Genomic DNA, 17,771 nt, shown 5'->3' on the forward strand with positions numbered 1-17,771 from the left:
AGCGGTCACGACGGCGGACGCCACGGAGGACCTCGCGGACGTGCTCACCGCACCCGGTCCACGTCGCCTTCCCACACACCAGGCACTGCACCGACTCACACATGCACCCGTTGTACCGACGCCTCGCCGAGGGCGGACCCGGGGAGCGTCGACCGGCTGCTCCGTGCCTCCGCCGGGCCCTTCCCACGGCACCGCACCGCGGAACGGACACAGCACCACGACGATACGCGGTGCTGTGTGGCGTTCTGCGGTGTCGAGCCGGCAGCAGCCGTCAGATGAGGTCGTCCGACAGGTGGTTCGGCGTCCCGAAGCGGTGCGCCGTGATCGACACCGCCTGCTCCCGGAGGAACGGCAGCATCTCGATGCTGCCGGCCTCGGTCACGGGCTCCGCGTAGACGGCGACGTCGGGCCGCCCGTCCGTCCCGACGGCGAGCGCGGCAGCGTCCCCGGCGATGACTCGGACGCGCGTGGACGGGCCGGCAGCGATCCGAGCGGCGAACGTCTCGTCCGACTCGGTCTGCCGCACGGACTCGACGACCGGGAGGGCTCGGAGCGCGGTGGCCACCGCTTCCGGGAGCGCGACGGCAGTGGAGACCTCGACGGAGGTGCCCGCACGGAGCGCCGCGGCGACGACCCGCACGAGGTCCTCGGTCGTGCCCTCGGCACCCAGGCGCACGTGCACGCTCGGGAACGGCAGGTACCGGAAGACGTTGCGCTCGGCCGAGAGTGCGGACACGTCAGCCGCGGTCCCGAACTCGGACGTCCACGCGAGCTCGTCGGAGGCGATCGCACGGTCGACGGACTCGGACGCCACACCGGTCGCCCGGACGAAGGCCGACACGTCGGACGAGGGCGTCGAGCCCGCAGTGGCGACGGAGGGCGCCCACGAGCCGAGGCCGACCAGGTAGTTCACGCCGCCGGCCTTGGTGCCCGCACCGACCGCCGACTTCTTCCACCCGCCGAAGGGCTGACGGCGGACGATCGCGCCGGTGATGCTGCGGTTCACGTAGAGGTTGCCCGCCTGGATGCGTCGGAGCCACGTCCCGATCTCGCCCGGGTCGAGCGAGTGCAGGCCGGAGGTCAGGCCGTAGTCGACCTCGTTGACGATGTCGATCGCCTCGTCGAGGGTCTCCGCGACCATCACACCGAGGATCGGCCCGAAGTACTCCGTGCGGTGGTACTCCGAGCCGCGCCGGACGCCCTGCCGGACACCGGGGCTCCACAGCTTCCCGGTCTCGTCGAGCTGCTTCGGCTCGATCGCCCAGGACTCCCCCGCGCCGAGCGTCGTGAGGCCGTCGAGCAGCTTGCCCGACGCCGGTTCGATGATCGGCCCCATCTGCGTCGTCGGGTCGGTCGGGTAGCCGACGGTCAGCGAGGACACCGCGTCGAGGAGCTGGTTCCGGAAGCGCTTGGACTTCGCGACCGAGCCGACCATGACGACGAGCGATGCGGCCGAGCACTTCTGCCCCGCGTGTCCGAAGGCCGAGGCGACGACGTCCTTCACGGCCAGGTCGAGGTCCGCCGACGGGGTGACGATGACGGCGTTCTTGCCGGAGGTCTCGGCGAGCAGGGGCAGGTCCGGACGGAAGGACCGGAACAGCTCGGCCGTCTCGTACGCGCCGGTCAGGATCACGCGGTCGACGAGCGGCGAGGCGATGAGGTCCTTGCCGAGCTCCGACTCCTCGACGTCGAGGAACGCCAGGACGTCCGCCGGAGCACCGTGCGCGTCGAGGGCGGTCTCGATCACCGACGCCAGCACGGCGCCGCTGCGGGCGGCCGGCGGCGCGGGCTTCAGCACGACGGCGGACCCGGCGGCGAGGGCGGCCAGCGTCGACCCGGCCGGGATCGCGACGGGGAAGTTCCACGGCGGCGTGACGAGCGTCAGCGCAGCGGGGGTGAACGACGCACCGTCGACGGCGTCGAGCGACGCGGCCAGTTCGCCGTAGAAGTGCGCGAAGTCGATCGCCTCGGACACCTCGGGGTCGGCCTGGTCGACCGTCTTGCCGGTCTCCGACGCCATGACCTCGATGAGGGCGGCGCGGTTCGCCTCGAGGGCGTCACCGACGGCGTGCAGGACGGCGCCGCGGGCAGCGCCCGACCACGAACCCCAGGTCGTGCCGGCGGCGCGGACGCGCTGCAGGGCGGACTCGAGGGTCGTGGCGGAGGTGATGCGGGCCTCCCGGACGGCGGAGACGCCGAGCGTGGAGGTGGCGATCCGCTCGGTGATGGCGGCGCCCCACTCGCGGACGGCGCCGACGGACGGATCGCTGTCCGGGGTGTTCTCGAAGTGGCCGGGGACCGGACGCTCGACGGCCGCGTAGCGGTCGGCGACGCGGTGCGACGCGGGAGCGTCGAGTCCGCCGGGCAGCGCGAGCGGAGCGAGGGAGTCGCGGAAACGTGCCTCTTCGCGGGCGAAGAGCGTCGGGGACGAGGCGAGGGAGAACACCGCTGACATGAAGTTGTCCTGCGACGCGCCCTCTTCGAGCCGGCGGATCAGGTAGGCGATGGCGACGTCGAACTCTCCCGGGTGCACGACCGGCGTGTAGAGGAGCAGCGAGCCGACGGTCTTCTTCACCGCGGCAGCCTGCCCCTGCGCCATGCCGAGGAGCATCTCGAACTCGATGCCGTCGCGCACACCGCGCTCACCGGCGAGGAGCCAGGCGTGTGCCACGTCGAACAGGTTGTGCCCGGCGACCCCGACCCGCACGTTCGCGATCCGCTCCGGCGTCAGTGCCCAGTCGAGCACGCGCTTGTAGTTCGTGTCGGAGTCCTGCTTCGTGTGCCAGGTCGCGAGCGGCCACCCGTGCACCGAGGCCTCGACCTGCTCCATCGGCAGGTTCGCGCCCTTCACGAGCCGGACTTTGATGTCGGCACCACCGCGGGCACGGCGGGCGGCGGACCACTCCTGCAGGTGCTCCATCGCGGCGAGGGCGTCGGGCAGGTACGCCTGCAGCACGATCCCCGCTTCGAGGTCGGTGAACTGCGGCTCGTCGAGGAGCTTCGTGAAGACCGCGATCGTCAGGTCGAGGTCCTTGTACTCCTCCATGTCGAGGTTGATGAACTTCTTCGGCGTCGCCGCTGCCGCACGCTCGAACAGCGGACGGAGCTGCCCGACGATGTCCTCGACGGCGTGGTCGAACGCCCACGGCGAGTGCGGGTGCACGGTCGACGAGACCTTGATCGAGACGTAGTCGACGTCACCGCGGTTCAGCAGCGCGTGCGTGCCGGCGAGGCGCCTGGCAGCTTCGCGCTCGCCGAGCACGGCTTCCCCGAGCAGGTTCACGTTGAGGCGGATGCCGTCCTGCTTGATCTTCGCGATCGCTGGACCGAGCTTGGCGTCGGTGGCGTCGACGATGAGGTGGCCGACCATGTTCCGGAGGACCCGTCGGGCGACGGGGACGACGACACCCGGGAGGCTCGGTGCCAGTCCGCCGCCGAGGCGCACCAGGCCGCGGAGCGCGGCCGGCAGGAAGCCGGGTGCGTCCGGCGCGATGGCGCGCAGTTTGCGTGCGGCGACGCCGAGGTCCTCGGGGCGGACGACACCGTCGACGAACCCGACGGCGAAGGCCAGGCCCTTCGGGTCGGCGAGGACGCCGGCGAGCTGCTTCGCGGAGCCGTCGACCGGGTACGTCTCGGCCTCGGCGAGCCACTGCCGGACGAGGGCGACGGACTCGTCGGCGAGGTCGTCGGATGCGGGCGAGGTGGCGGCGTCGGTGCGCGGCTGGACGTCGGTCATGGGGACAGTGTGACGGGCGCTCTTTCGGTAGCGGAAGCAACTCTTCCTGATGCATTCCGTTCAGCTCAGCTACGCTTTCGGCATGCTCGACGTCCGCCGCCTGGTGCTCCTGCGCGAGCTGTCGATCCGCGGCACCGTGGCCGCGGTCGCCGAGGCGATGAACTTCACCCCGTCGGCGGTGTCGCAGCAGCTCGCGGTGCTCGAGCGCGAGGCCGGCGTCCAGCTCCTCCGCCGCGCCGGTCGGCGCCTGCAGCTCACTCCGCAGGCCGAGGTCCTCGTGGCAGCGGCGAGCGAGGTGCTCGACACGCTGGAGCGCGCACAGGCGTCGGTGGAGTCGACGCTGACGAGCGTGCAGGGGCGGATCCGGGTCGCCGTGTTCCAGTCGGCGGCGCTGGCCCTCATGCCGTCCGCGCTCCGCACGATGGCCCTCGAACACCCGGACGTGCGGGTCGAGATGGTGCAGCGCGAACCGGAGACGGCCCTCAACGAGACCTGGGCCCGGGACTTCGACATGGTGGTCGCCGAGCAGTACCCGGCGCACGCCGCTCCCCGCTTCCCCGGACTGGACCGGCGCGACCTGACCACGGACCCGGTGCGCCTGGCGTTGCCACCGGTGGCGACGGCGCTGTGGCCGGTGACCTCGCTCGACGAGGCGGCGACCCTGCCGTGGGTGATGGAACCGCGCGGTGCCGCCTCCCGGCACTTCGCCGAGCAGACCTGTCGTCGTGCCGGGTTCGAGCCCGACGTCCGGTACGAGACCGCGGACCTGCAGGCGCAGATCCGGCTCATCGAGTCGGGCAACGCCGTGGCGCTCATGCCCGACCTGGTCTGGGCCGGTCGGTCGACGAGCTGCCGACTGCTCGAGTTGCCGGAACCGGGCCGTCGGACGATCTTCACGGCGCAGCGGATCGCGAGTGCGGAGTCCCCCGCGGTGACCGCGTTCCGCGCTGCGCTCGAGCGGGCGGCGAACGCACCGCGAAGCTGAGCACTCCATGTCGGAAAACCCCCGATCATGACGACTGTCCAGCCGTTTTTTCCGTGACGGATTCGTGACCGGGAACGGCCTTCCCGGGGCGCCTGACGACCCTACGATCAGCTCACGGGCACCACCAGGGCGACCCGGCCACACGTTCATCCCAGGGGGGGAACACATGCACAAGACCTGCCTGCCGCCGATCCACCGGATCGCGGCCATCGGCTCCGCCGTCGCGATCGTCGCGGCGTCGTCGGCATTCGGCATCGGCGTCACCAGCGCCTCCGCCGACGAGCTCGCACCGACCACCGGCGTCGGCACCTCCACCAGCGTCGACGCACCGACCGCGAGCCCGACCACGGACCCCGCTGCCGACCCGGCCAGCGCCGCCGCCGAGATGCCGGCCGAGCCAGCTCCTGCCGTGACCGCTGCACCGGCGCCGACGACCACGCCGACGGCACCGACGACTCCGGCCGCTGCAGCCCCGGCCGCCCCCGCTGCGGCGACCCCCGCGCCGACCGACGACGCCGCCGCGACGGCGACTCCCGCCGGGACCGTCACGATCAGCGGCACGACCCGAGCGTGGCGTACCGTCTCGGCGGACACCGCCGGCTGGCCCGCCGGCACGACCTTCACCTACCGGTGGGACTTCCACCACCCGGTCCTCACCAACCGTGACCAGGGCACCGAGCGGACGTACATCGTCGACCCCGAGCAGGCCGACGGCACCTTCACGGTCACCGTCACCGGCACGGCTCCCGGCATGACGCCCACGTCCGTCACCAGCGCACCGAGCACACCGGTCGTCGTCGAGGACTCGGACCGCCAGTTCATCTACGGTCAACGCGTCATCCCCGTCACGAGCGGGGAGCCGTTCTCCGTGGACCTCGCCCCGGCCGACAACCCGGACCTGTCCTTCTTCGTGAACGGCTCCATCGGCGGAACGGCGGACCCGAGCGTGCTGCCCGAGGGCGTCACCCTGTCGGCGAACGGGGTGATCTCCGGGACGCTCGACTCCTCGACGCCGCTCCGCGACCAGATCTGGGTCCACGTCTCGACGCCGTACCACCCGGGCGGCGGGCTGTCGGAGCGCATCCTGCTCTCGGTCGCGCCCCCGGAGAACACCGGGGGACTGTCCTTCGCGGGCGGGACGACCGAGGACCACGCCGTGCAGCTCCACGCCCAGGCCGGCGAGCCGTTCTCGCACACCTTCCGCGCCACGGGCGGCCCCGTCGACGAGCCGGTGCGCTACTCGGTCCTGCGGACGGACGGGCAGCCGTTCCCGGCGTCGGACATCGGTGCCTCCTTCCCCGCGGGCATCACGCTCGACCGGACCACCGGGGTCCTCAGCGGCACGGACGACCAGGCGGCCTTCTACTCCTTCGCCGTGGTCGCGACCTCCGGCGGGCAGACGGCCGTGCAGTACGTCGACCTCCGCACGGCTCCCGCTCCGGCCGTCGGCGCCCTCGTGACGGTGACCCGCCCCGGGGACCGGTGGGAGCAGCGCACCTGGGTCATCCAGCCCGACGGCTCGGTGGAGAGCACCTGGTTCCCGAACGGACCGCAGCACGAGATCGAGCGGGAGGTCGGCGGTCGTCCCACCGTCGCGCAGGGCTCGACGTTGCGGATCGCAGCAGCACCGGTCGACGCCTTCGGCAACATCACCGTCCCGTTGGACGGCGACTGGGACGGCAGGACCCCCGTCACCGTGACGAGTGACGTCGCGACCGACGTGGTTCAGCGGGTTGGGTGGAACGCGGAGATCACCTTCCCCCACGCGTCGAAGCACACGTTGACCGTGACGAGCCAGGGCGTCTCGACCACGTTCCCCGTCACGGTGGTCCCGTCCACCGCCACCGGGACGACCGGAACGACCGGGACGACCGGCAGCCTTGCCTTCACCGGCGCCGACACGACGGGCCCGGTCACGTGGGGGCTCGGCCTGCTCGCTTCGGGAGTGGCGCTGCTCACGGTACGGGCGCGCCGCCGGCGGGCCTGACCACCGCACGGGAGGAGGGGCGTGTCCGTGTGGGCACGCCCCTCCTCCCGTGCGCGGGCGTGGCGCCGACGGGCCCGACCGGGGGAAGACGAGGGGCGCGTCCTGACCGAGCGTGCGGGAACCGGATCGGGCGGCTTGCGGGAAACCGCACGATCCGTGTCGGGCGACGCATGCGTACCCCCAACCCGGGGTACTTCTGCTGTTGCGCGTCCCGTTACACCTTCAGAGCCCAATACGCTCCGACCACCCGAGGATTCTCGGTGAACTCTTGTGTTCCGGCACCCGGCCGGACTCGACCTGGGGGAAGACCCGTGCACCGCAGCACCTCCTTCGTCCGACGCGCCTGCGCCGTCGGCACCGCAACCGCCCTGATCGGCCTCACGACCGGCCTCGGTGTCATGACCGCCACGACCGCGTCCGCGGCCGAGGCCCCGACGACCGGCTCGTCGGTCGCTGCCCCCGTCACCCCGGGAGCCGACACGACCGCGCCCGGCGCAGACGCCACCACCCCGGGAGCCGACACGACCGCGCCCGGCGCAGACGCCACCACCCCGGGAGCCGGCGCGACCGCGCCGGCCGAGCCGGGCCTCCCCGCCGACGGCGCGACCAGCGCACCCGGCGGCACCACCCCGATCGCTCCCGTGACCGCCGCACCGGCGCCGTCCGGGTCGACCAGCACGAAGCCGAGCGCCACCAGCCCCGCCGAGGCCGCTCCCGCGGCAGCGGCTGCTGCGACCGTCACGATCTCCGGCACCGCCAAGGTGGGTGAGACGCTCAACGCGAAGCCGAAGGGCTTCACCGACCCGGCCGCCCTCGCGTACCGGTGGTCCGTCGACGGCGTCGTGACCGGCGACCAGGGATCGACCTACGACGTGGTCGCAGCGGACGCCGGCAAGGTCGTCTCGGTGACCGTGCAGAACACCTCGACCGGGCACACCGACGAGACGGCGACCACGAGCAGTGCCGTCGTGCGGCAGGCCCCGGTGTTCGTCGACGCCGCCGGTGCGCCCGTCGTCGGCGGGACCGATGCCGACGAGGACGTCCTGCCCCTCGGGACGACCGCCGGCGAGGCCTTCTCGTACACCTTCCGGACCGTCGGGTTCCCCGCTCCGGAGCTGACGCTCGCGTGGTTCTACGACGGGCTCGAAGCGGACCCCGAGTTCCCGGAAGACACCCCCGAGGGTCAGCTTCCCGAGGGCATCACCTTCGACGCGGAGACCGGCGTCCTGTCCGGGACGGCCGAGTGGGCGTCTTCCTACGACTTCGCCGTCACCGCGTCGAACGGCACCGACTCCGTCACGCAGTACGTCGAGCTGACGGTCGACGCCGCAGCACCGGTCGGTGTCGAGGTGTTCGCCTCCGACCGCGCCGACTACATCGAGTTCATCGAGGACGGTTTGGCGTTCGGCTTCGAGGACGACGCGGCCCGCGAGGGCAGCGTCCGGAGCTGGATCATCGACGCGGACGGTGACATCGACACGCTCGACCTCAACTGGAGCACCGGCCCGGAGGGTGGTGACGTCATGCCCGTCGTCACTCCCGGTGGACAGCCCACCGTGGCCCAGGGCGGGACCCTCCTGGTGAACGGCGGGATCGTCGACCGCTTCGGGAACCAGGTGATCGACGAGGAGGGTGACCTCTCCCCGGTCACCGTGACGTCCGACGTCGCGTCGGACGTCGTCACGGTCGACGAGGATTTCGGGGGCTTCACGAATTTCGTGGACGTGACCTTCCCGCACGCGTCGACGCACACCCTGACGGTGGCGTCGGAGCAGTTCGCCACCTCGTTCCCGGTCGAGGTCGTCCCGACCGCCACCGCCCCGGTCGCGACGCCCCCGATCGTCACCCCGCCGACGGCCGCGGCCCCGATCGGCACCGTCCCGGTCCGGTCCGCCTCGCACGGCCGTCTTGCCTACACCGGCTCCGACAGCACCGACGCCCTGCCCTGGGCGCTCGGCATGCTCGCCGCCGGTGCGGCCATGGTGGGCCTGCGCATCGTCCGTCGTCGCGCCCAGCGCTGACCCGGACGGGAGGCTCCTCCCGCGGCCCCGTCGATCCCGTCACGGATCGACGGGGCCGTTCCCGTCCGGCAGCGCGATCGGTCGGCTGCCCGCCGGCGGGTCAGACGGGTCGGACCTCGTCGGCGCGACCGAGCAGGTCGACGTGGTACGCGGTCTGCCGCAGAGCGCTGCCGAGCAGGTACCCCGACAGCGCTCCGATCCCGCCCGTGAACGGCACGCGGGACGCCACCTCGAACAGTGTGGGGCGGTCGAGTCGGTCGAGGGCGTCCGCCACGTGCCGGGTGCGTTCGTCCCGGTGCCGCACCAGCTCCCGGCTCCGCGACACGACGTCACGGAAGCGGTACTCGTGCCCCGGGCAGACCTCGAACGCGGCGAACCCGGCCAGTGCGGCCAGGGAGTCGAGCGAGTCGCGCAGCGGGTTCGACTCCGTCCGGCCGCCGAGTCCGATGCCGGAGTTGATGCGCGGCAGCACGTGGTCGCCCGTGAAGAGCAGCCCGTCCGGCTCGTCCACGAAGCAGACGTGTCCCCCGGTGTGCCCCGGCGTCCACAGTGTGCGGATCGACCGGCCCGGGATCGGCAGCACGTCGCCGTCCGCGAGCAGCAGGTCGGCGACCGGAGCCCCCGTGGTGCCGGAGCCGATGCGCCGACCGGTCCCCCACGCAGCCAGCAACCCGCCGAGCAGGTGCTCGGGCACGCCCCACGTCCGGACGTCCCGCTCGTCCTGCTCGGCGTCGTCACGCTCGTGCTCGAGCGCCCGGACCTCCGCCGCGTGCATCGCGACCGGGGCGCCGGAGACCCGTCGCACGTGGGCGGCAGCACCGAGGTGGTCGGCGTGCAGGTGCGTGACCGCGATCAGGGTGACGTCCTCGACGGCCCGACCGATGGCCCGGAACCCCTCGGACAGCACGTCGAGCGCCCCGTCCTCGCTCCACCCGGGGTCGATCACCGCGAGCGATCCGTCGGCACCCTCGACGACGTACGCGAGCGTCGCGTCGGGGACACCGCTGCGGAAGGGGACGGCGACGGTCCAGATGCCGGGCCGGACCTCCTCGACGGGCGGCAGGACACCGGCGGCGAGCGCCTCGGCCTGCACGCTGCTGACGGGCGGCGGGATCGACACGCGACCACCATAACGACCGACGGCGTCCTGGCGGGCCCGGGTCGCGCCTCCAGGCCGGACCCGTCGTCTGCGCGTAGACAGGCCGCATGGAGACCATCGCGCCCATGCTCGCCAAGGCCGTCGCCACCGTGCCCGACCCCGACAGCGTCGCCGGCGGCCTGCGGTACGAGCCGAAGTGGGACGGCTTCCGCGGCATCGTGACGATCGAGGGCGACGAGGTCGAGATCGGCAGCCGCGGGTCGAAGCCGCTGACCCGGTACTTCCCGGAGCTGGTCGAGGCGTTCCGCGACCAGTTCGGCGGTCGCGACCACCCGGTCGTGCTCGACGGTGAGGTGATCGTCCGCTCTGGCGAGCCCGGGCACGAACGGCTGGACTGGGAGGCGTTGTCGCAGCGGATCCACCCGGCGGCGTCCCGGATCGCGAAGCTGTCGGTGGAGACGCCCGCGCAGTTCGTCGCGTTCGACGTGCTGCACCTGGACGGCGAGGACCTGACCGGTCGACCGTTCGACGACCGACGGGCGGCGCTCGAGGCACTCGGGGACGGTCTGACGTCTCCGCTGTTCGTGACCCGGACGACGCTCGACGTGGAGACCGCCCGCCGGTGGTTGACGACCTTCGAGGGGGCGGGACTGGACGGGGTGGTGGCGAAGCCGCGGCGTCGTCCCTACGAGCCGGCCAAGCGGACGATGCTCAAGGTGAAGCACCACCGCGAGGCCGACGTGGTGGCGGTCGGGTACCGGGTCCACAAGAGCGGGACCGGCGTCGGGTCGCTGTTGCTCGGCCTGTACGACGAGGACGGCGAGCTGCGGATGGTCGGCGGCGTGTCCGCGTTCTCCGACAAGCGCCGTCGCGAGTTGGTCGACGAGTTGGAGCCGCTCGTCGAGCGGGACGCGGACGGGAGGCCCGTCACCGGCGACGGGGAACGGTCGCGGTTCTCGTCCGGTCGCGACACGTCCTTCGTCCGGTTGGCACCGGAGCGCGTGCTGGCGGTCCGGTACGACCAGATGGAGGGCGACCGGTTCCGGCACACGGTGCAGTTCTCTCGGTGGCGGCCGGACCGCGAGGCGCGCTCGTGCGGGTTCGACCAGCTGGAGGTCCCGGCGGCGTACGACCTCAGCGACGTCCTGTCCTGACGGGGCGCAGCAACGGGCGAGCAGTTGTCCGATTGGCGCTCCGGTCTCATCGGTAGTTAGCCGAACTAGTGAAACTGTGGAAGCATTCCAGACACCAGGGGAACGGTGGTCCGCCACCGTCTCGACATCACGGATCGGAGTGGACATGAGCAACGAGATCCTCGTACGCCGAGCACAGCGCAGCCCTCTCAGCGAGGTCCGCGAGGCGCGTCACCAGCGTGCCCTCCAGACCAGCGCGGTCGTCAGCGGCATCGCCGGCGTCACCGCCGCAGCGCTCGCCTTCGTCACGGTCGGACTCGGCGCATGATCGTCCTCGACGGCGTCACGCAGGGCAACCGCCGCACCTGGTCGCGCCTCACCCGACTGCACACCGCCACGGTCGGCCTGCCGCTGCAGACCTCCCGCGTCGAGGACGACGGGGTCCGTCGCGAGGACGCTTCCTCGCTCGTCTAGGCCTTCCTGGCTCGGGACGGCTGCACGCGGGGCGGCTCGCCGGGCATCTTCGGGAAGTCCGGCGGGAACGGCAGTTCGCCGAGGCCGTCCTCCAGGTCCCGCCGCCACCACTCGAGCAGGGGGTCGATGCTCCGCGGCGCAGCGGACATCGTCTCCCACGGGTCGCCGACCGTGGCGAGCCGCTCGGGCACGGTCCGGATCGTGAACGCGGTCGGGTCGGCTGCGTCCAGCTCGTCCCAGGCGAGCGGGGTCGACACCGCGGCGTGCGGCAGTGCGCGCGGACTGTACGCGCCGGCCATCGTCCGGTCGCGGTTCGCCTGGTTGAAGTCGACGAATACGCGCTGGCCGCGCTCCTCCTTCCACCACGCCGTCGTCACCTGCTCGGGCATCCGTCGCTCGAGTTCGCGTGCCGCCGCGATCACCGCGTGCCGGACGTCGAGGAACTCGTACGCGGGCTCGATCGGTGCGAACACGTGCAGGCCACGGTTGCCGCTCGTCTTCACCCACGCCTCCAGACCGACCTCGGCCAGGACCTTCCGCAACTCGTGCGCGGCGGGGACGGCGTCGTGGAAGTCGGTACCGGGCTGCGGGTCCAGGTCGATGCGGAGCTGGTCCGGGTGGTCGCTGTCCTCGGCACGGGACGCCCAAGGGTGGAAGACGACGGTGTTCATCTGCGCGGCCCACACCGCGACGGCCGGCTCGTCGACGACGAGTTGCGGGTGACTCCGGGCGCTCGGGTAGGTCACCGTCACGGCGCGGACGTAGTCGGGGGCGCCCTTCGGCGGGTTCTTCGAGAAGAACTGCTCGCCGTCGACGCCGTCCGGGAACCGCTGCAGCGAGATCGGCCGGTCGCCGTTCGCCCGGACGAAGGGCTCGCCCACGTCGACGAGGTACTGCGCCAGGTCGAGCTTGGTGATGCCGAGGTCCGGCCAGAGCACGCGGGACGGACTGGAGATCCGGACCTCCCGGTCGCCAGCGGGTCCGGGTACGGTCAGCGTCGTCGCCGGTGTCGCCATGCTGCGGAACCTACTCCCTCGGCGCGGGTGCACGTGCTCGGGACCGTCCCGGGCCTCCCGTCCGACCCGGTGGACGACGCCGGCCGGCAGCCCGCCGTCGTCGCTCCTGTGCGCCCGGAGCAGCGTCCCGCGGCCTGGGCGCGACCACCCGCTCGCTAGGCTGGTCCGGTGAGCACGACGACCGAACCGCTGCGCATCGGGCTGGTCTCGCTGCACACCTCCCCCGGTGACGAACCGGGTTCCGGCGAGGTGGGCGGCATGAACGTCGTCGTGCGGCACCAGGCCGAGGCCCTCGCCGACCGCGGCCACCAGGTCGACATCATCACCCGCCGGTCGGCTCCGACGCAGCCCGACTCCGTGGCCCTCGTCCCCGGGGTCTGCCTGCGGTTCCTCTCCGCCGGCCCTGCCGAACCGGTCCCGAAGGGCGAGCACGACGGCTTCATCGAACCGTTCCGACAGGGACTCGCCGCCCTCGGACCGTTCGACGTGTTCCACTCGCACCACTGGTTCTCCGGCGCAGCCGCACTGCCCGTGGCCCGTGATCGCGGCGTGCCGCACGTGCAGTCCTTCCACTCGATCGCCGCCGACGCCGCGACGCCCCTGTCGGAGGGCGAGCGACCGGAGTCGGCCGGGCGGATGGCCGGCGAGCAGCAGCTCGCCCGCGGCTCCGACGCGATCGTCGTCGTGAGCGAGGCCGAGGCCGAGACCGTCCGCGCCCGGCTCGGCGGCGACCCGTCGCGCGTCTGGATCGTCCCGCCGGGGGTGGACGGGTCGGTGTTCCGACCTGCCGGCCTCGGTGCCCGCCGTGCGGCCGCCCCCTACGTCGTCGCCGCCGCACGCGTGCAACCGCTCAAGGGCCTGGACCTCGCGATCGAGGCCGTCGCCGGCATCGACCGGGAGGCCCGTCCCACCCTCGTCATCGCCGGGGACGCCTCGAGCGAGGCGGGCGACCACGTGGCCGAACTGCGTCGGCTCGCCGAGTCGCGGGGCATCGCCGACCGTGTCACCTTCATCGGGCCGCAGTCGCGCGCCGACCTGGCGTTCCTGTTCCGCGGGGCGGCAGCCGTGCTGGTGCCGTCGCACTCCGAGACCTACGGCCTGGTGGCGCTCGAGGGCTCCGCGTCCGGTGTGCCCGTCGTGGCAGCCGCTGCCGGCGGCCTCCGCGAAGCCGTCGTCGACGGGGAGACCGGTGTCGTCCTCGAGTCCCGCGACCCCGCTGTCTGGGCCTCGGAGATCCAGCGCATCCTGACCGAGCCGGAGTACGCCGCCGCGCTGGCCTCCGCCGGTCGCGAGCACGCGGAGCGCCTGAGCTGGGAACGGTCGGCCGCCGGGCTCGAGCGCGTGTACCTGCGGGTCCTCGGACGCTGAGGGCGACGTGACGCTCGACACCGCACCGGTCGACCTGGCGGCGTTCTGGGCGGCGCTCGACGCCGTCCCGGCAGCGGCGGACGCCGAGCGCTTGTTCGACGTCGACGGGGTCGGCGGGGCGGGGGCCCTCCGGCGCGCGAACCTCGACCGCTACCTGCAGCGGTCCGGGCCGGGCGCCGACACGATCCTGGTCGCGGAGGCTCCGGGGTGGCGTGGCATGACGAACACCGGTGTGCCCTTCACGAGCATGCGGGAGCTGCAGGACCCGCACGGGCTCTTCGCCGACGTCCCCCTCACCGTCCCCGACGCCCCGACCGCGCCGTGGGAGGCGTCCTCCCGGGTGGTGCACGCCGCCCTCCGCGGATGGCACGGCCCGCTCCCGGTGCTGTGGGCGGTGTTCCCGCACCACCCCTTCGTCGCCCCGGACCGGCTGACGAACCGGACGCCGCGGTCGGCCGAGGTGCGGGACGGCGCTCCCGTCGCACTCGCCCTGGCCGAGGCCGTCGGAGCGCGTCGGTTCGTCGCGGTGGGGCGGAAGGCACAGGGTGCCCTGGCGGCAGCGGGCATCGACGCGATCGCGGTGCGGCACCCCGCTCAGGGAGGCGCGGCGCAGTTCACCGCGCAGCTGGCCGAACTGCGCTGACGCATGGTGTGCGGCCGGGCGGTGTGCGGCCGGGCGGTGTTCGACCGGTCGGTGTTCGACCGGTCGGTGTTCGACCGGTCGGTGCGCGGTCAGGCGTCGCAGGCGGGCGGTGCCCCATGGTGCGTCGGCGTCAGGCCGAGCGGACCTCGACGCCCTTCGCGGTGAGCGCCTCGGACACGTGCGCCGGCAACGGCGCTGCCGCGTACACGACCCGGAGGGCCGGCAGGTCGACGAGGTCGTCCCAGTTCTGCGGGTCGTAGCGGTCGTCGGACCCGTCCCACCCGGGGTGCAGGTCCTGCAGGATCTCGAGGTCCGAGTCGACGGTGAGCTCCGTCACCAGGTCGAGCTGCGACGGCAGGAGGTCGAGCTCGTCGTAGTACTCCCGCGCACGGTCGTCCTGCCCGTCGACGTCCTCGTCCGCGACGACGTCCTCGTCGTCGTCCCCGTCGTAGGGCTCGATGACGTCGAGGTCGTAGCAGAGCACGTCGAGCACGAGCAGCTTCGCGTTGAAGTCCGCGAACTCGATGGGTTCTTCGGTGGTCGTCGACTCCTCGTCCATGCAGGGCAGCGTATCGACGGACCGCTGCACGTGCCCGGGCCGGCGGATTTCCCTGTGGGACTGGACAGGGAGCGGTCAGCAGGACCAGGGTGAGGCATGGCGACCACCACGAAGACCGAGCACGACCCGGGGCAGCAGACCGAGCTCCGTCGCGTCATCGGTCCGAAACTCCTGCTGCTGTTCATCGTCGGCGACATCCTCGGAACGGGGGTGTACGCGCTCACCGGGCAGGTGGCGGCGGAGGTCGGCGGTGCTGCGTGGCTGCCGTTCCTCATCGCCTTCTCGGTGGCGCTGCTCACGGTGTTCTCGTACCTGGAGCTCGTGACGAAGTACCCGCAGACGGCCGGTGCCGCCCTCTACGTGCACAAGGCGTTCGGCATCCACTTCGTCACGTTCATCGTCACCTTCATCGTGATGTGCTCGGGGATCACGTCGGCGTCGACGGCGTCGCGGGCGTTCGCGGCGAACCTCGGCGTCGGCTTCGGGCTCGAGCTGCCGAACACCGTGGTGATGCTCATCGCGATGGGGTTCATGCTCGCGGTGATGGCGGTGAACTTCCGCGGGGTCAGTGAGAGCGTGAAGACCAACGTCGTGCTCACCCTCGTCGAGCTCTCGGGTCTCGTGCTCGTCATCCTGGTGGGCTTCGCCGCCATCGCCGGGGGCAACGCGGACTTCTCGCGGGTGGTGATGTTCGAGACCCCGGAGGACAAGAGCCTGCTGCTCAGCGTCTCGACGGCGACGTCGCTGGCGTTCTTCGCGATGGTCGGGTTCGAGGACTCGGTGAACATGGCGGAGGAGACGAAGGACCCGTCGCGGATCTTCCCCCGCGTGATGCTGACCGGCCTCGGCATCACCGCCGTCATCTACGTCCTCGTGTCGATCTGTGCCGTCGCCGTGGTCCCGATCGGCCAGCTCGCGGGCAACGAGACCCCGCTGGTGACCGTCGTGCAGACCGCGGCGCCGGACTTCCCGATCGGTGCGGTCCTGCCGTTCATCTCGATGTTCGCGGTCGCGAACACCGCGCTCATCAACATGATGATGGCGTCCCGGTTGCTGTACGGCATGAGCAAGCAGGGCGTGCTGCCGGGCTTCCTCGGACGGGTCTCCCCCACGCGTCGGACCCCGTCGACCGCGATCGTCTTCACGACCCTCATCTCCCTGGTGCTCATCGGCTGGGTGTCGCTCGACCCGGAGTCGCCGATCGTGGTGATCCTGGGCGGGACGACCTCGCTGCTGCTGCTGGCCGTGTTCGCGGTCGTCAACACCTCGGTGCTCGTGCTGCGACGGGACAAGGTCGGGCACAAGCACTTTAGGGCGGGCGTCGTCCTCCCCGTCATCGGGGTGGTGGCGTGCCTGTGGCTGGTGCTGCCGTTCTCGTCGGGCCGCGCCGGTGAGCAGTACCAGATCGCCGGGGCGCTGCTCGCGCTCGGCGTCGTGCTGTGGCTCGTGACCTGGTTCACGCACGGCCGCAAGGTCGCGGACAAGGCGCCGACCGGCCTCGTCACGGAGCCGACCGCCGTACAGCGCGACCGCAGCGACGACCACCGCTGACCCGGACCCGTGCGCCGGGCTCAGCCCGGCGCACCGACGGCACCGACGACCCCGGTGGCCCGCCCGACTCAGGCCCACCCGGCTCAGGCCCGGCGGGCCGGCAGCCCGAGCGGGCCCGGGGTCCGCTCGATCGCCCGGACGGCCAGCGCCCGAACCCAGTCGAGCCGCTTGCCCGGCCACCCGTGCACGAGCACGGTCCAGCGCTCGGGCAGCGCCGACGCCCCGGCGAGCGCTCCGGCCAGTCCGCCGGTGATCGCGGCGACGGTGTCGGTGTCCCCACCCCCGCGGACGGCCCGCTCGAGGGTGTCGACGACGCCGTCCCCGTGCGTGATCGCCGCGACGGCGCCCTGCAGCGACGCGACGACCCAGCCGTTCCGTCCGGTGTGGTCCGCCGGCGTCGAGGCCTCGGCCTCCGCGATCCGGTCGAGCCACAGGGTGCGGCGTTCCCGCGGCAGCAGCGGCACCCCTCGGCGGACGTCGAGCCGCCCGCGGCGGATGGCGTGCCGGATCGCCACCGTCCAGAGCACGCAGGCGTCGCCAGCGTCGTCCTCGTGGTGCGTGAGGTCGCTCACCCGCCGGGCGGCGACGGCGAGGGAGCGCTTCGTGCCGTCGCCGAGGAACCCGAGCACGAGTGGTGTCGTCCGCATGAGCGAGCCGTTCCCCGCCGACTGTCCGCGCTGGTCGTGCACGGCCCGAGCGGCGGCCTTCGCGGCGTCCTCGGTGTTCGCGGTCATCCGGCCGAGGACGGCACGGGTCTGCGCGCCGACGTCGGGAGCGTCCTGCGCCCAATCCGACCACGCGGCCAGGAGCCGTCCGTGGGTCCGGGTCTCGTTCCACCGAGCGCCGTTCGCGACCGCTTCGAGGACCGGGATCGCCATGCTGGTGTCGTCGGTCCACTCCCCCGGCCCCCAACCGAACGGCCCGCCGCCGCGCATCTCGACCGGGTGGTCGGCCGCCAGTGGCGGACCGAACTCGTACGGGGCTCCGAGCGCGTCCCCGCACGCACTCGCCAACACGGCGCCGAGCGCCCGGTCCTGCATCGCTGTGTCCATCGTTCCCTCCGCGCCCCACGGTAGTGCCGCGAACCGGGGGCATGTCGGCACGCCCGCCGTCCAGCAGGAGCGCTTAGCCTCGTGGTACCGGAGGGTGCCCGACCCGTCCGATCCCGTTCCGACCCGCCCACCCTGACGGAGGACCCG

General features: G+C 72.6%; 14 protein-coding genes. 9 read left to right on the forward strand and 5 right to left on the reverse strand.

Translation table 11 applies throughout. From position 1 onward, the window contains the following. Positions 1-271: 271 nt before the first annotated feature. Positions 272-3,736 carry a proline dehydrogenase family protein gene (locus tag DEI83_RS03570; protein WP_111080386.1) on the reverse strand — a complete coding sequence of 1,155 codons (3,465 nt, stop codon included), beginning with the start codon at positions 3,734-3,736 and terminating at the stop codon, positions 272-274. A gap of 82 nt (positions 3,737-3,818) precedes the next feature. Here DEI83_RS03570 and DEI83_RS03575 point away from each other — a divergent pair, with 82 nt between their 5' ends. The 3 genes from DEI83_RS03575 (at position 3,819) to DEI83_RS03585 (ending at position 8,729) form a co-directional block, all read left to right on the forward strand. Then, the gene (locus tag DEI83_RS03575; protein ID WP_111080387.1) at positions 3,819-4,721 is read left to right on the forward strand and encodes a LysR substrate-binding domain-containing protein; all 903 of its coding nucleotides are present in this window, start codon (positions 3,819-3,821) and stop codon (positions 4,719-4,721) included. A gap of 166 nt (positions 4,722-4,887) precedes the next feature. After that, positions 4,888-6,708, forward strand: a complete 1,821-nt coding sequence (locus DEI83_RS03580; RefSeq protein WP_111080388.1) for a putative Ig domain-containing protein — start codon at positions 4,888-4,890, stop codon at positions 6,706-6,708. Positions 6,709-7,019: 311 nt separating this feature from the next. Then, complete coding sequence (locus DEI83_RS03585) at positions 7,020-8,729, forward strand: putative Ig domain-containing protein (protein WP_111080389.1); 1,710 nt, start codon at positions 7,020-7,022, stop codon at positions 8,727-8,729. Positions 8,730-8,829: 100 nt separating this feature from the next. Here DEI83_RS03585 and DEI83_RS03590 read toward each other — a convergent pair whose 3' ends face one another. Beyond that, positions 8,830-9,849: an MBL fold metallo-hydrolase gene (locus DEI83_RS03590; protein ID WP_181431052.1), complete on the reverse strand. Its 1,020-nt coding sequence runs from the start codon at positions 9,847-9,849 to the stop codon at positions 8,830-8,832. Between the two features lie 86 nt (positions 9,850-9,935). Here DEI83_RS03590 and DEI83_RS03595 point away from each other — a divergent pair, with 86 nt between their 5' ends. The 3 genes from DEI83_RS03595 to DEI83_RS15810 all read left to right on the forward strand — a co-directional run bounded on the left by DEI83_RS03595 (position 9,936) and on the right by DEI83_RS15810 (position 11,435). Beyond that, positions 9,936-10,982 carry an ATP-dependent DNA ligase gene (locus tag DEI83_RS03595; protein ID WP_111080390.1) on the forward strand — a complete coding sequence of 349 codons (1,047 nt, stop codon included), beginning with the start codon at positions 9,936-9,938 and terminating at the stop codon, positions 10,980-10,982. Between the two features lie 145 nt (positions 10,983-11,127). Next, on the forward strand, positions 11,128-11,289 hold the full coding sequence (locus DEI83_RS15805) for a hypothetical protein (protein ID WP_181431053.1): 162 nt from the start codon (positions 11,128-11,130) through the stop codon (positions 11,287-11,289). Further along, positions 11,286-11,435: a hypothetical protein gene (locus DEI83_RS15810; protein ID WP_181431054.1), complete on the forward strand. Its 150-nt coding sequence runs from the start codon at positions 11,286-11,288 to the stop codon at positions 11,433-11,435. The genes DEI83_RS15805 and DEI83_RS15810 overlap by 4 nt, the downstream gene beginning before the upstream one ends. Here DEI83_RS15810 and ligD read toward each other — a convergent pair. Next, the gene (ligD, locus tag DEI83_RS03600) at positions 11,432-12,451 is read right to left on the reverse strand and encodes a non-homologous end-joining DNA ligase (protein WP_111080391.1); all 1,020 of its coding nucleotides are present in this window, start codon (positions 12,449-12,451) and stop codon (positions 11,432-11,434) included. The two genes, DEI83_RS15810 and ligD, sit on opposite strands and share 4 nt — an antisense overlap. A 168-nt stretch (positions 12,452-12,619) precedes the next feature. Here ligD and DEI83_RS03605 point away from each other — a divergent pair, with 168 nt between their 5' ends. Beyond that, the gene (locus DEI83_RS03605) at positions 12,620-13,819 is read left to right on the forward strand and encodes a glycosyltransferase (RefSeq protein ID WP_111080392.1); all 1,200 of its coding nucleotides are present in this window, start codon (positions 12,620-12,622) and stop codon (positions 13,817-13,819) included. Between the two features lie 7 nt (positions 13,820-13,826). Beyond that, a complete protein-coding gene (locus tag DEI83_RS03610) occupies positions 13,827-14,462 on the forward strand; it encodes a uracil-DNA glycosylase (RefSeq protein ID WP_258371045.1) in 636 nt (211 codons plus the stop codon). A gap of 130 nt (positions 14,463-14,592) precedes the next feature. Here DEI83_RS03610 and DEI83_RS03615 read toward each other — a convergent pair whose 3' ends face one another. Continuing rightward, positions 14,593-15,021 (reverse strand): DUF6892 domain-containing protein, encoded by a 429-nt coding sequence (locus DEI83_RS03615; protein WP_111080393.1) that lies wholly within the window; start codon positions 15,019-15,021, stop codon positions 14,593-14,595. A gap of 96 nt (positions 15,022-15,117) precedes the next feature. On the opposite strand from DEI83_RS03615, the gene DEI83_RS03620 reads away from it, so the two are divergent. After that, a complete protein-coding gene (locus DEI83_RS03620; protein WP_111080394.1) occupies positions 15,118-16,572 on the forward strand; it encodes an APC family permease in 1,455 nt (484 codons plus the stop codon). Between the two features lie 83 nt (positions 16,573-16,655). Here the strand turns inward: DEI83_RS03620 and DEI83_RS03625 are convergent, their stop codons facing one another. Continuing rightward, positions 16,656-17,624 carry an ADP-ribosylglycohydrolase family protein gene (locus DEI83_RS03625; RefSeq protein ID WP_111080395.1) on the reverse strand — a complete coding sequence of 323 codons (969 nt, stop codon included), beginning with the start codon at positions 17,622-17,624 and terminating at the stop codon, positions 16,656-16,658. Between the last annotated feature and the right edge of the window lie 147 nt (positions 17,625-17,771).

The sequence above is a fragment of the Curtobacterium sp. MCBD17_021 genome (genome assembly GCF_003234525.1).
Lineage (GTDB): Bacteria > Actinomycetota > Actinomycetes > Actinomycetales > Microbacteriaceae > Curtobacterium.

Excerpts from the sequence above, each read along its gene's own strand:
- DEI83_RS03570 (WP_111080386.1), bottom strand. The coding sequence starts at position 3,736 with ATGACCGACGTCCAGCCGCGCACCGACGCCGCCACCTCGCCCGCATCC.
- DEI83_RS03575 (WP_111080387.1), top strand. The coding sequence starts at position 3,819 with ATGCTCGACGTCCGCCGCCTGGTGCTCCTGCGCGAGCTGTCGATCCGC.
- DEI83_RS03580 (WP_111080388.1), top strand. The coding sequence starts at position 4,888 with ATGCACAAGACCTGCCTGCCGCCGATCCACCGGATCGCGGCCATCGGC.
- DEI83_RS03595 (WP_111080390.1), top strand. The coding sequence starts at position 9,936 with ATGGAGACCATCGCGCCCATGCTCGCCAAGGCCGTCGCCACCGTGCCC.
- DEI83_RS15805 (WP_181431053.1), top strand. The coding sequence starts at position 11,128 with ATGAGCAACGAGATCCTCGTACGCCGAGCACAGCGCAGCCCTCTCAGC.
- DEI83_RS15810 (WP_181431054.1), top strand. The coding sequence starts at position 11,286 with ATGATCGTCCTCGACGGCGTCACGCAGGGCAACCGCCGCACCTGGTCG.
- ligD (WP_111080391.1), bottom strand. The coding sequence starts at position 12,451 with ATGGCGACACCGGCGACGACGCTGACCGTACCCGGACCCGCTGGCGAC.
- DEI83_RS03615 (WP_111080393.1), bottom strand. The coding sequence starts at position 15,021 with ATGGACGAGGAGTCGACGACCACCGAAGAACCCATCGAGTTCGCGGAC.
- DEI83_RS03620 (WP_111080394.1), top strand. The coding sequence starts at position 15,118 with ATGGCGACCACCACGAAGACCGAGCACGACCCGGGGCAGCAGACCGAG.
- DEI83_RS03625 (WP_111080395.1), bottom strand. The coding sequence starts at position 17,624 with ATGGACACAGCGATGCAGGACCGGGCGCTCGGCGCCGTGTTGGCGAGT.